This window comes from Streptomyces sp. NPDC007917 (genome assembly GCF_042959105.1).
Lineage (GTDB): Bacteria > Actinomycetota > Actinomycetes > Streptomycetales > Streptomycetaceae > Streptomyces.
In genome coordinates, this window is sequence record NZ_JBIBKK010000007.1 from 166,039 (window position 1) to 179,356 (window position 13,318).

The window sequence follows — 13,318 nt, forward strand, 5'->3', positions numbered from 1 at the left end:
AGTGACCTTCCCCGCCCGGGATCGCCGGGCGAGGGGATTCCTCCGGAAGCGGCCGGACGGGTCAGCCGTCGCCGGATCCGGCGCGCAGCACTCCTCCTCTGAGGCGCTTGAACCCGGCGGCGTCCAGGGCCGGACCGGACAGCCGGGTATTGGGCCGGGCGCTGCCGTCGGGACGCAGGCCGTCGATGTAGATGTCCAGGTGGCGGTGTGCCAGCGCCTCGTCGTCCGGGATCAGGCCCCCGCCGGGCAGCGGACGGGACAGCCGGATGATCATCAGGGTGATGTCCCCGAAGGCGACGTCGGGGCGGATCAGCCCGGCCTCATGGGCCCGCCGGAGCAGTTCGTCCACGGGGTCGGCGGCGTCCTGGCGGACGGCGTCCAGGATCTCGTCGACGGCGACCCGGCCGTAGAGGGCGGGCACCACCGAGCCGATCTTGAGGTCGAGGGCCGCGTGCATGAAGCGGCGCAGCGCGTCCAGCGGGTCGCGCTCCGCCTCGGCCGCCTCGTGTGCGGCCTCGACCAGGGCGGTGAAAACGTCGATCGCCACCCCGCTGATCAGGTCGGCGCGCTCGGGAAACCGCCGGTAGAGGGTCGCGATGCCCACGCCCGCCCGGCGGGCGATCTCATCGAGCGGGGCGTCCGGGCCCTGGTCGACGAAGACCGCGCGGGCGGCGCGCAGGATCTGCTCGCGGTTGCGCCGGGCGTCGGCCCGCATCCGGGGGCCGGGGGACGCGGGGCCGTCGGGGGCGTCGGCCGGGTCGGCGCCCGGGATGGTGGTGGACACGGCGAACCTCCCGCGAGCAGCGAGGGACAACACAGAGCCAGGTGGAGAATTTTTCTCCACTTAGTGCTATCAGCGTATCCACTGCCGCCAGGATATTCAACACGTGATGAAAAAGATCGGACGGGCCCCGAACAGAGACGCGTACGCACGCATGACAAAGCCCGGCCCCCGCCGAAGCGGGGGCCGGGCCCTGTGCTGCTGCTCTGTGCTGTTCTGCCGCTCAGTCCACCAGGTTGACCGAGCGGGCCGACGTCGCCCCGATCTCCTCGGCGATCTCGGTGAGGACCGGCTGCGGGATCGTGTCGTCCACGGTCAGCGCCACCAGCGCCGCGCCGCCCGCCGCCGAACGCGAGACCTGCATGCCGGCGATGTTGATCCCGGCCTCGCCGAGGATGCGGCCGAGCGTGCCGACCACACCCGGGCGGTCGGTGTAGCGCAGGAAGGCCATGTGGTCGGCGAGCGCCAGGTCGACGTCGTAATCGCCGACCGCGACGATCTTCTGCTGGTTCTTGGGTCCGGCCAGCGTGCCGGAGATCGAGACCTCGTCACCGCCGGAGAGGGTGCCGCGCACGGTCACCACATTGCGGTGCTCCGAGGACTCCGAGCTGGTGGTCAGGCGGACCTCGACACCGCGCTCCTGCGCGAACAGCGGGGCGTTCACATACGACACGGTCTCGTCGACGATGTCCTCGAACACGCCCTTGAGCGCGGAGAGCTCCAGCACCTTGACGTCGTGCTGGGTGATCTCGCCGTACACCTCGACGTCGAGCCGGACCGCGACCTCACCCGCGAGCGCGGTGAAGATCCGCCCGAGCTTCTCGGCCAGCGGCAGCCCGGGCCGTACGTCCTCGGCGATGACGCCGCCCTGCACATTGACCGCGTCCGGGACCAGCTCGCCCGCCAGGGCGAGGCGCACCGAGCGGGCGACCGCGATACCCGCCTTCTCCTGGGCCTCGCCGGTGGAGGCGCCCAGGTGCGGGGTGACGACCACATTGTCGAACTCGAAGAGCGGGGAGTCCGTGCACGGCTCCTTGGAGAACACGTCCAGGCCGGCCGCCGCGACCCGGCCCTCCTTGAGGGCCGACGCCAGCGCCTCCTCGTCGACGATCCCGCCGCGCGCGGCGTTGACGATCCGGACCTCGGGCTTGACCTTGTGCAGCGCCTCGTCGCCGATCAGGCCGACGGTCTCGGGGGTCTTGGGGAGGTGGACCGTGATGAAGTCGGAGACCTCGAGCAGCTCGTCGAGCGACAGCAGCTTGACGCCCATCTGGGCGGCGCGCGCGGGCTGGACGTAGGGGTCGTACGCGACGATCTTCATGCCGAAGGCGGACATCCGCTGGGCGACCAGCACGCCGATGCGGCCGAGGCCGACGACGCCGAGGGTCTTCTCGCTCAGCTCCACGCCCGTGTACTTGCTGCGCTTCCACTCGCCGTTCTTCAGCGCCGCGTTCGCCTGGGGGATGTTGCGGGCGGTGGCGACCAGCAGGCCGCAGGCCAGCTCGGCGGCGGTGACGATGTTGGACGTCGGGGCGTTGACGACCATGACGCCGGCCTTGGTGGCGGCGGAGACGTCCACGTTGTCCAGGCCGACACCGGCGCGGGCGACCACCTTGAGGTGCTTGGCGGCGGCGATGGCCTCGGCGTCGACCTTGGTGGCGCTGCGCACGAGGATCGCGTCCACGTCGGCGATGGCGGGCAGCAGCTCGGCCCGGTCCGCGCCGTTGCAACTGCGGATCTCGAAGTCCGGGCCGAGGGCGTCCACCGTGGCGGGCGAGAGCTCTTCGGCGATGAGTACGACGGGTTTACCCGTGGAAGCAGTGCTCACGTGGTCTTCAGTCCTCACTAGTCCTATGCGGACGGCCGTCCCGACGGCCGCAGGCGTGAAGGGGGCAGCCGCGTGAAAGACGCACGACGCTGTGAGCCCTGACGCGCTTGTTCCCTGCAGTGTAGTGGCGTCCGGGAGGCGTTTTGCGCCATACCGGCAGGATCACCCGCACGTGGTCTTGCATGATGGACAAGTCGAGGACCGGACCCCCGAGGTGCGGGCTCGGGGGGCCGGTCCCAGGAGGCTCACGCCTCGTCGTCGACCCAGCTCATCAGCTTGCGCAGCTCCTTGCCGGTGGTCTCCAGCAGGTGGTCGCCGTCGGCCTTCTTGTACTCGTTGTACTTCGGCAGACCCGCGTGGTACTCGTCCATCCAGTTCTTGGCGAAGCTGCCGTCCTGGATCTCGGCGAGGACCTTCTTCATCTCGGCCTTGGTCTGGTCGGTGATGATCCGCGGGCCGGTGACGTAGTCGCCCCACTCGGCGGTCTCGGAGATCGACCAGCGCATCTTCTCCAGGCCGCCCTCGTACATGAGGTCCACGATCAGCTTCAGCTCGTGGAGGCACTCGAAGTACGCGATCTCCGGCTGGTAGCCGGCCTCGACCAGGGTCTCGAACCCGGCCTTGACCAGCGCGGAGGTGCCACCGCACAGCACCGCCTGCTCACCGAAGAGGTCGGTCTCGGTCTCCTCGGTGAAGGTGGTCTTGATGACGCCGGCGCGGGTGCCGCCGATGCCCTTGGCGTAGGACAGGGCGAGCGCGAAGGCGTTGCCGGTCGCGTCCTGCTCGACGGCCGCGATGCACGGCACGCCGCGGCCCTCCTCGTACTGGCGACGGACCAGGTGGCCCGGGCCCTTGGGGGCGACCATGCAGACGTCCACGCCGGCCGGGGGCTGGATGAAATTGAACCGAATGTTGAAGCCGTGGCCGAAGAACAGCGCGTCGCCGTCCTTCAGGTTGGCCTTCACCGACTCCTCGTAGACCTTGGCCTGGATCGGGTCCGGGACCAGGATCATGATCACGTCGGCCTCGGCGGCCGCCTCGGCCGGGGTGACCACGCGCAGCCCCTGCTCCTCGGCCTTGGCCTTGGACTTCGAGCCCTCGTGCAGGCCGACCCGGACGTCGACGCCCGAGTCGCGCAGCGACAGCGCGTGGGCGTGGCCCTGGCTGCCGTAACCGAGGACCGCGACCTTGCGGCCCTGGATGATGGACAGGTCGGCGTCGTCGTCGTAGAACAGCTCGGCCACTTCGGGGTTCTCCTAGCGTTTTCGGGTTGTGCGTCCCACCGTATGACGGGCGGGCGGGTGAAGGTTTCGGGGTCTCGCCATACGGGCCCCTCGAACCGGCCATGATCGGCCGGCCGGTGCCAGGTCCGCTGGTCAGGCGGTCCGGTCGAGCGAGCGCAGGCTCCGGTCGGTGATGGAGCGGGCGCCGCGCCCTATGGCGATGGTGCCGGACTGGACCAGCTCCTTGATGCCGTACGGTTCCAGCATCTTGAGCATGGCCTCGAGCTTGTCGCTGCTGCCGGTGGCCTCGATGGTCACGGCCTCCGGGGAGACATCCACGGTCTTGGCGCGGAACAGCTGGACGATCTCGACGATCTGGGAGCGGGTCTCGTTGTCGGCGCGGACCTTCACCAGGACCAGTTCCCGCTGGATCGCCTGGCTGCCCTCCAGCTCGACGATCTTCAGAACGTTGACGAGCTTGTTGAGCTGCTTGGTGACCTGCTCCAGCGGGAGCTCATCGACATTGACCACGATGGTGATCCGGGAGATGTCGGGGTGCTCGGTGACGCCGACCGCGAGCGAGTCGATGTTGAAGCCGCGGCGGGAGAACAGCGCGGCGATCCGGGCCAGGATGCCTGGGGTGTTCTCCACCAGGACGGAGAGCGTGTGCTTGGTGGACATGGGCTGAACTCTCTCTTTTCTCTGAGTCCCTTGAATCCTCGGCCTCAGTCGTCTTCGCTGTCGCCGAAGTCCGGGCGGACGCCGCGCGCCGCCTGGATCTCGTCGTTGGAGGTGCCGGCCGCGACCATCGGCCAGACCATGGCGTCCTCGTGGACGATGAAGTCCACGACCACCGGCCGGTCGTTGATCGAGTTGGCCTTCTCGATGACGGCGTCGAGGTCGGACGGGTCCTCGCAGCGGATGCCGATGCAGCCCATGGCCTCGGCGAGCTTGACGAAGTCGGGGACGCGGGTGCCCGCGTTGGTCTGGGCGGGGGCGTCCGGGCCCGAGTGCAGCACGGTGTTGGAGTAGCGCTGGTTGTAGAACAGCGTCTGCCACTGGCGGACCATGCCCAGCGCGCCGTTGTTGATGATCGCGACCTTGACCGGGATGTTGTTCAGCGCGCAGGTGACCAACTCCTGGTTGGTCATCTGGAAGCAGCCGTCGCCGTCGATCGCCCAGACCGTACGGTCCGGGACGCCGGCCTTGGCGCCCATCGCGGCCGGGACGGCGTAGCCCATGGTCCCGGCGCCGCCGGAGTTCAGCCAGGTGGCCGGCTTCTCGTAGTCGATGAAGTGGGCGGCCCACATCTGGTGCTGGCCGACACCCGCGGCGAAGACGGTGCCCTCCGGCGCCAGCTGTCCGATCCGCTGGATGACCTGCTGCGGGGACAGGCTGCCGTCCGCGGGCTGCTCATAGCCCAGCGGGTAGGTCTCCCGCCAGCGGTTCAGGTCCTCCCACCAGCCGGAGTAGTCGCCGGTGCGGCCCGCGTCGTGCTCGGCCTGGACCGCGACGACCAGGTCCGCGATGACCTCGCGGGCGTCGCCGACGATCGGCACGTCGGCGGCGCGGTTCTTGCCGATCTCGGCCGGGTCGATGTCGGCGTGGACCACCTTGGCGTGGGGGGCGAAGGAGTCGAGCTTGCCGGTGACGCGGTCGTCGAAGCGCGCGCCGAGGGCGATGAGCAGATCGGCCTTCTGCAGGGCGGTGACGGCGGCGACGGTGCCGTGCATACCCGGCATGCCCAGGTGCTGGTGGTGGGTGTCGGGGAAGGCGCCCAGCGCCATGAGGGTGGTGGTGACGGGCGCGCCGGTCAGCTCGGCCAGCACCTTCAGCTCAGCGGTGGCGTGGGCCTTGATGACGCCGCCGCCCACGTACAGCACCGGGCGCTCGGCCTGGGTGATCAGGCGGGCGGCCTCGCGGATCTGCTTGGCGTGCGGCTTGGTGACCGGGCGGTAGCCGGGCAGGTCGGTCTGCGGCGGCCAGGAGAAGGTGGTCTGCGCCTGCAGGGCGTCCTTGGCGATGTCGACCAGGACCGGGCCGGGGCGGCCGGTGGCGGCGATGTGGAACGCCTCGGCGATCGTCCGCGGGATGTCCTCGGCCTTGGTGACCAGGAAGTTGTGCTTGGTGATCGGCATGGTGATGCCGCAGATGTCCGCCTCCTGGAAGGCGTCCGTACCGATGGCCTTGGAGGCGACCTGGCCGGTGATCGCGACGATGGGGACCGAGTCCATGTGCGCGTCGGCGATCGGGGTGACCAGGTTGGTGGCGCCGGGGCCCGAGGTGGCCATGCACACGCCGACCTTGCCGGTGGCCTGGGCGTAGCCGGTGGCGGCGTGGCCCGCGCCCTGCTCGTGGCGGACGAGCACGTGCCTGACCTTGGTGGAGTCCATCATCGGGTCATACGCGGGGAGGATGGCACCGCCGGGGATGCCGAAGACGGTGTCGGCGCCGACCTCTTCGAGCGAGCGGATGAGGGACTGCGCGCCCGTGACGTGCTCGACTGGGGCGGGATGGGAACCGCCGTTACGGGGCCGCGGCTGGGGATGGTGGGCCCCGGTGGCCTGCTCGGTCATCGGCATTCTCTTCTCGGATGAGGGTCTGTGCGGGGAGTGGGAGAGCGGTACGACTTGTGTCAGTGCAACAAAAAACCCCTCGTGCCGTGAGGCAAGCGAGGGGAGCGCGCCGGAGAGGTCCGCAGGGCTTGTAGAGGTGGCCCTGCTCAGCCGACGCGCTTTCCAAGTACGAGAATTCGGGTGCGCATGGCTCCGACCCTCCCCCCGGCGCGTATCGGGTGTCAAGTGGGTGGGACGGGCGTCTCAGTATTTGAGCGGGACGGCGGATGCGTGTGGGATTCCGCCCGCCGCGGCCCATGACCCGCGCCGTGTCCGGCGCCATGTCCCGCCGGGTGGCCCGCGCCGTGCACGGCGATATGACCGAGGTGCCGGGTCGACAGCGGGCCGCCCACCAGTACGGGGCTGTCCGAGCGCGGCACGGGGTACGAGCCGCGGTTCAGCGCGCGGCGCAGCCGGTGCTCGTCGAGCGGCCCGGAGAAGGCCGTCCCCTGGGCCTGGGTGCACCCCATGGCCCGCAGGGCGACGATCTGCTCGGGCAGGTCGACCCCCTCCGCGAGGGACTGCATGCCCAGGTCGCCGGCGATCCGCAGCAGCCCCGAGGTGATCTTGTGCAGCCGGGAGGACTCGACGACGCCCTCGACCAGCCCCCGGTCCAGCTTGAGCATGTCGATGGGGAGTCTGCGCAGCGCCCGGATCGCGGCGTATCCGCTGCCGAAACCGTCAAGGGCGATACGGACGCCCAGGCGCCGCAGCGCGCTCAGCCGGTGCTCCAGCTCGTCGAGCGGCACCCGTGGGTCGCTGTCGGTCAGCTCCAGGATCAGCGCGCCGGAGGGCAGGCCGTGCCGGGCCAGCAGGGTCTCGACGCTCTTCGGCGGCAGGGACTTGTCCACCAGGCGGCTCGAGGGGAGCCGTACGCACACCGGGACCGGGAATCCGTCACGCCGGCGCTCCGCGGCCTGCTCGACGGCCGCCTCCAGCGTCCAGCGGGCCAGCTCGGCGGTGCGGGCCGCGTCCTCCGCGCCGCCCCGGCCCCCGTCGCGCCCGCTGTCGCGCCCGCTGTCGGCGACCCGCAGGAACTCGGCCGGGGTGAAGAGGATGCCCTGCGCCGAACGCCAGCGGGGCTGGGCGGCGACAGCGGTGATCCGGCCGCCGGCGAGCTCGACGACGGGCTGGTGCAGCAGGACGAACTCGCCGTCGTGCAGGGCGGTGCGCAGCCGGGTGGCGAACTCGGCGCGGCGCGTCACGTCGGCCTGCATCTGGGGCGCGTACAGCTCGACCCGGTTCTTGCCCGCGGCCTTGGCGCGGTACATCGCCAGGTCGGCGTTGCGCATCAGCTCTCCGGGGCCGATGCCGGGCTCGGCGAAGGCGACGCCGATGCTGGCGGCCACCCGGACCTCGGTGCCGCCCACGACCTGGTAGGGCTGGGAGAGGCGGGCGCGCAGCCGGTCGGCGATCTCCAGGATGCGGCACTCGCGGGCGGCGGAGTCCCGGTCGCCGTCGCCGAGGATCAGCGCGGCGAACTCGTCCCCCCCGAGCCGGGCCGCGCAGTCGCCGGACCCGGAGCGCACGGACTCCTGGAGCCGGCGGGCCGCCTGGACCAGCAGCTCGTCGCCCGCCTGGTGACCGACGGTGTCGTTGACGGCCTTGAAGCCGTCGAGGTCGATGAAGAGCACGGCGGTGCCCGCGTCGGTGCGGCGCCGCCCGGCCAGCGCGTGGCGGACCTGCTTGGTGAACAGGGAGCGGTTGGGCAGGTCGGTGAGCGGGTCGTGCTCGGCGCTGTGCTGGAGCTGGGCCTGCAGGCGCACCCGCTCGGTGACGTCCCTGCTGTTGAAGATGAGGCCGCCATGGTGGCGGTTGATCGTCGACTCCACGTTGAGCCAGTCGCCGGAGCCGGAACGGAAGCGGCACTCGATGCGGGTGGTGGGCTCCTCCCCCGGCGAGGCGGCCAGGAAGCGGCGGACCTCGTGGACGACCGAGCCCAGGTCCTCGGGGTGGATGAGGGAGGCCAGCTCGGAGCCGACCAGCTCGTCCGCGTCGCGGCCGTAGACCCCGGAGGCGGCCGGGCTGACGTAGCGCAGGATGCCGGTGGGCGCGGCGATCATGATGACGTCGCTCGAGCTCTGCACCAGGGAGCGGAAGTGGTTCTCCTTCTCCGCGAGCTCCTGGGTGAGCGTGATGTTGTCGAGCAGCATGATGGCCTGGCGGACGACGAGGGCGAGCACGACCGCGCAGGCGGTGAAGAGCATCACCCCGTCGATCGGTCGGCCGTCCATCACGTTGTACAGGATCCCCAGGGTGCAGACGGCGGCGGCCAGGTACGGCGCGAGGGCGGCGAGCGAGCCCGCGCTGGCACGGCTGGGCTGCGCCGGGCGGCGGAGCGCGGCGGCGGGCGGGGCCTGAGCGGCCTCGCGCCGGGCCACCCAGGGGGCGTACGCGAGCAGTATGGAGCCCGCGAACCATCCGGCGTCAAGGATCTGTCCGGAGCGGTAGTGCTCACGCAGCAGCGGCGAGGTGAACAGCGCGTCACACAGCACGGTCAGCGCGAAGGCGGCGATCGCCGTGTTGATCGCGGAACGGTTGGCCGAGGAGCGCCGGAAGTGCACCGCGACGACCATGCTGATGAGCACGATGTCCAGCAGCGGATAGGCCAGCGAGAAGGCCCTGCGCGCCACGGGCTCGCCGCCCCCGCCGAACTGGGCGGCGTGTGCGAGCGCCAGGCTCCAGGACAGGGTCAGCAGCGACCCGGCGATCAGCCAGGCGTCCAGCGCCAGACAGATCCAGCCGGCGCGGGTCACCGGGCGCTTGGCGAGCACCAGCATGCCGACGATGGCGGGCGGGGCGAAGAGCAGGAAGCAGAAGTCGGCGGCCGAGGGGCTGGGCACGGGACGGCCGAGCACCACCTCGTACCAGCCCCAGACGCCGTTGCCCAGCGCGGCCATGAAGGAGGACGCCGCGAACAGCAGCCAGGCGGGGCGCAGTTGCCCGGAGCGCGCACGCCCGTACCACAGGCAGGACACGGCGGCGGCCAGGGCGGCGGCACTCAGGCCGAAGTCGCCCATGAACAGGGCCAGTTCGGGGGAGCCCCAGCCGAGCGCCGCTCCCGCCGCGTACCCGCCGCACATGAGGGCGAGCAGGACCTGAGGCAGCAGCCCCGCCCCGCCGTCGGACACCGACGGCCGGGCGAGCACCGCTCCGGTGGCGCTCACCGGACGGCCTTCGAGTGCCGCGCGAGGGCGCGGGAAGCTAGCAGTCGACGCCTGAGTCGCGTCGGGTCGTCGGTCCATTGGCCATACATCGCCCGTCGCCCCCCTTGAGTTCCGGTCCATCGCTGACGCCGTCAGGTCAGTGGCGCAGCCCCCGCTCGGGACGATACACCAGAGTGGTCACTCAGGGACATAGGCCATCTACACACCGTAACCGACAACGGCGTTGTATATACGGAGTGCAGTCATACCGTGTCTGTATGTGCTGCCACGGGCATTTCATCCGGTCGTTGTGACGATATGACTGAGCGGTTCACCGGCCGCGAATCGGCGCAGCTGGTCGCGCAGCAGCCGCTTCGCGCGGGGCAGGAAGGCCGACGACGGACCGCCCACGTGCGGGGTGATGAGCACTCCTGGAGCGTGCCACAGCGGATGCCCGGCGGGCAGCGGTTCGGGGTCGGTCACATCCAGCGCGGCCCGCAGCCGGCCCGTCTTCAACTCCGCGAGCAGCGCCTCGGTGTCCACCACCGGACCGCGCGCGACGTTCACCAGCAGCGCGCCGTCCTTCATACCGGCCAGGAAGTCTGCCCCGGCCAGGCCGCGAGTGGCAGGGGTGAGCGGCGTGACGAGCACCACCACATCGGCTTCCGGAAGCAGTCGGGACAGATCGTCGATCGGGTGCACCGGGCCGCGCTCGGTCGTGCGCGGGGAGCGCGCGACGCGTAGCACCCGCTCGCACTCAAACCCCACAAGCCGGTCCTCGATCGCGCTGCCGATGGACCCGTAGCCGACGATCAGCACGGACTTGTCCGCGAGCGCGGGACGGAAGCCCTGCCTCCACTGCCCGGCGTCCTGGGCGCGCACAAAACCGGGGATGTCGCGCAGCGAGGCGAGGATCAGGGTCAGGGCGAGCTCGGCGGTGCTCGCGTCGTGCACACCGCGCGCGTTGCACAGCCGTACGCCGCCGGGCAGCTCGGCGAGCACCGGCTGCACATGGTCTATGCCGGCGGTGAGGGTCTGCACGACGCTCAGGTTCCTCATGGCCGGCAGCGGCCGCACGCCCTCCTTGTTCTTCATGTACGGCAGGCAATAGAACGCGCAGCGGGCGGGGTCGGTGGGGTAGTCGGACTCGCCGTCCCAGTGGGCGTATTCCAGGCTGTCGGGGAGCCCGTCGATCTCGTCCGCGGGGAACGGCAGCCACGCGAGGGGGCGCGCGGTGCCGGACAGCGGGGTGTCGGGGTGCGGGTTGTCGGGGTTGTCGCTGTGATCTGCGCTCATGCCTGGAGGCTATGCGATCACGGGGCGCACTCAGACGTTAGTTTGGTGCGGGAAACGGGAGGGGTCAGGCCAGGTGGAGCGCAGGAGAATCGGAGCGGGGGCGCTCGAGGTGGGCGCGATAGGCCTCGGGTGCATGCCCATGAGCTGGGCGTACACCGCTTCACAGCGCAGCGGCGAGGACTCGGTGCGCGCCGTGCACGCCGCGCTCGACGCGGGCGCGAGCCTGTTGGACACCGCCGACATGTACGGGCCGTTCACCAACGAGCGGCTGGTGGGGAGGGTGCTCAAGGAGCGGCGCCGGGACGCCTTCGTCTCCACCAAATGCGGGTTGCTCGTGGGCGAGACGCACATCGTGGCCAACGGCCACCCCAGCTATGTGAAACGGGCCTGCGACGCCTCGCTGCGCCGGCTGCGGACCGACGTGATCGACCTCTACCAGCTGCACCGGGCCGACCCGGAGGTGCCGATAGAGGAGACCTGGGGCGCGATGGCGGAGCTGGTCGCGGCGGGGAAGGTACGGGCGCTGGGGCTGTGCGCGCTGGGGGCGCGGGCACAGCGGCGGACCGGGGCCGGGATGCACGACGCCACGGTGCGCCAGCTCAAGCGGGTGCAGCAGGTCTTTCCGGTCAGCTGTGTGCAGGCGGAGCTGTCGGTGTGGTCGCCGGAGGCGCTGGAGGCGCTGGTGCCGTGGTGCGCCTCCCGCGGGGTGGGGTTCCTGGCCGCGATGCCGCTGGGGAACGGCTTCCTGAGCGGGACCCTGACCCCGGGGCAGGGGTTCGAGCCGGACGACGTACGGGCCAGGCATCCGCGTTTCACCGCGGAGATGATGGCGGCGAACCAGCCGATCGTGGCCGGGCTGCGCCGGGTGGCGAGGCGCCACGGTGAATCGGTCACGGCGGCGCAGGTGGCGCTGGCGTGGCTGCTGGGGCAGGGGCGGCATGTGGTGCCGGTGCCGGGGACCAAGCGGGAGCGGTGGGCGGCGGAGAACTGCGCGGCGGCCGAACTGCGGCTGACGGACGAGGACTTCGCGGAGATAGCCACGCTGCCCCCGGCCCAGGGGTCATGGGACTAGGGGCGGTGCGGCTGTGGCTCGTTGTGGCCGGCGAGCTCGGGTGAGGGGGGCTTTGGTGGTGGGAACCGGCGGCGGGGCTGCGGTGTATAAGAATCAGTGCCGTGCCGAGGCACATGTGCCCACGGAGAGGAACCGAAGGTGCGACGTCCTGGTGTGATCCCTGTGCTCGCCTCCGCTGCCGCGTTGCTGTTCGCGGCGGGCTGCTCGTCCGGTGACGGCGGGCAGAGCCCCTTCGGCCACCGCACAAGCGCGTCCGGCCCCGCGAAGTCCGGGCCCGACGGCGATTCCCCCTCCTCGGGGAGGCCTTCCTCCTCCCCCTCTTCCTCCGCCCCGCCCGCTCCCAGCAAGGGCACGGCGAAGGTGGTCCGCACGCTCACCACCAAACTGGACTCGCCGTGGGGGCTGGCCCCGCTGCCCGATGGAAACCTGCTGGTCTCCTCGCGCGACACGGGCAAGATCTACAAGGTCGACACGTCCAGCGGGGAGAAGACGGAGGCGGGCTCGGTCCCGGGCGTCTCCCCCGGCGGCGAGGGAGGGCTGCTCGGCCTGGCGGTCTCCCCGGACTACGGGGCGAATCCGATGGTGTACGCGTACTTCACCACCGCGTCGGACAACCGCATCGCCCGCATGTCGTACGACGACAAGCGCCCGGCCGGCTCCCAGCTCGGCGCCCCGGACACGATCTTCAAGGGCATCCCCAAGGGCGCGATTCACGACGGCGGCCGGATCGCCTTCGGCCCCGACAAGATGCTCTACGCGGGCACGGGCGAGGGCGGCGACCGCGGGCTCGCCCAGGACCAGGACTCGCTCGGGGGCAAGATCCTGCGGATGACCCCGGAGGGCGAGCCCGCCCATGGCAATCCCCGGGCCGACTCGGTGGTCTATTCCTCCGGCCACCGCAATGTGCAGGGCCTGGCCTGGGACATGGACAAGCGGCTGTGGGCCTCCGAGTTCGGGCAGGACACCTGGGACGAGCTCAATCTGATCCAGCCCGGCAAGAACTACGGCTGGCCCGAGGCCGAGGGCAAGGCCGGCAAGAAGGGGTTCGTCGACCCGGTCGAGGAGTGGAAACCCAAGGACGCCTCGCCCAGCGGCATCGCGTACGCCAAGGGCTCGATCTGGATGGCGGCGCTGCGCGGGGAGCGGCTGTGGCGCATCCCCCTGGAAGGCACCCGGCCCGCGGGGAAGCCTCAGTCGTTCCTGGACGGGAAGTACGGGCGGCTGCGCTCGGTGGTGGCGACGGACGACGGCGGGCTGTGGGTGACGACGAGCAATACGGACGGGCGCGGGAAGCCGGGGAAGGAGGACGACCGGATTCTGAAGCTGCAGATCTCCTGACGGGACGGGGTCCTACGAC

General features: G+C 70.9%; 9 protein-coding genes. 2 read left to right on the forward strand and 7 right to left on the reverse strand.

Annotated elements, in window-relative coordinates; all coding sequences use genetic code 11:
• Window positions 1-61: 61 nt before the first annotated feature.
• The 7 genes from ACFZDL_RS15900 to ACFZDL_RS15930 all read right to left on the reverse strand — a co-directional run bounded on the left by ACFZDL_RS15900 (window position 62) and on the right by ACFZDL_RS15930 (window position 10,889).
• Entirely contained in the window at window positions 62-784 is a 723-nt protein-coding gene (locus ACFZDL_RS15900) for a helix-turn-helix domain-containing protein (RefSeq protein ID WP_353595603.1), read from the reverse strand.
• Between the two features lie 220 nt (window positions 785-1,004).
• A complete protein-coding gene (serA, locus tag ACFZDL_RS15905) occupies window positions 1,005-2,609 on the reverse strand; it encodes a phosphoglycerate dehydrogenase (RefSeq protein ID WP_353595604.1) in 1,605 nt (534 codons plus the stop codon).
• 245 nt (window positions 2,610-2,854) lie between these two features.
• On the reverse strand, window positions 2,855-3,853 hold the full coding sequence (gene ilvC, locus ACFZDL_RS15910; RefSeq protein WP_353595605.1) for a ketol-acid reductoisomerase: 999 nt from the start codon (window positions 3,851-3,853) through the stop codon (window positions 2,855-2,857).
• Window positions 3,854-3,985: 132 nt separating this feature from the next.
• Complete coding sequence (ilvN, locus tag ACFZDL_RS15915; RefSeq protein WP_353595606.1) at window positions 3,986-4,513, reverse strand: acetolactate synthase small subunit; 528 nt, start codon at window positions 4,511-4,513, stop codon at window positions 3,986-3,988.
• Between the two features lie 44 nt (window positions 4,514-4,557).
• Window positions 4,558-6,414, reverse strand: a complete 1,857-nt coding sequence (locus ACFZDL_RS15920; RefSeq protein ID WP_353595607.1) for an acetolactate synthase large subunit — start codon at window positions 6,412-6,414, stop codon at window positions 4,558-4,560.
• Between the two features lie 215 nt (window positions 6,415-6,629).
• Window positions 6,630-9,614 carry an EAL domain-containing protein gene (locus ACFZDL_RS15925; protein WP_353595608.1) on the reverse strand — a complete coding sequence of 995 codons (2,985 nt, stop codon included), beginning with the start codon at window positions 9,612-9,614 and terminating at the stop codon, window positions 6,630-6,632.
• A gap of 276 nt (window positions 9,615-9,890) precedes the next feature.
• Window positions 9,891-10,889 carry a 2-hydroxyacid dehydrogenase gene (locus ACFZDL_RS15930; protein WP_353595609.1) on the reverse strand — a complete coding sequence of 333 codons (999 nt, stop codon included), beginning with the start codon at window positions 10,887-10,889 and terminating at the stop codon, window positions 9,891-9,893.
• Between the two features lie 73 nt (window positions 10,890-10,962).
• Here ACFZDL_RS15930 and ACFZDL_RS15935 point away from each other — a divergent pair, with 73 nt between their 5' ends.
• A complete protein-coding gene (locus ACFZDL_RS15935) occupies window positions 10,963-11,961 on the forward strand; it encodes an aldo/keto reductase (RefSeq protein WP_353595610.1) in 999 nt (332 codons plus the stop codon).
• Window positions 11,962-12,114: 153 nt separating this feature from the next.
• Entirely contained in the window at window positions 12,115-13,299 is a 1,185-nt protein-coding gene (locus ACFZDL_RS15940) for a PQQ-dependent sugar dehydrogenase (RefSeq protein ID WP_353595611.1), read from the forward strand.
• Window positions 13,300-13,318 lie beyond the last annotated feature (19 nt).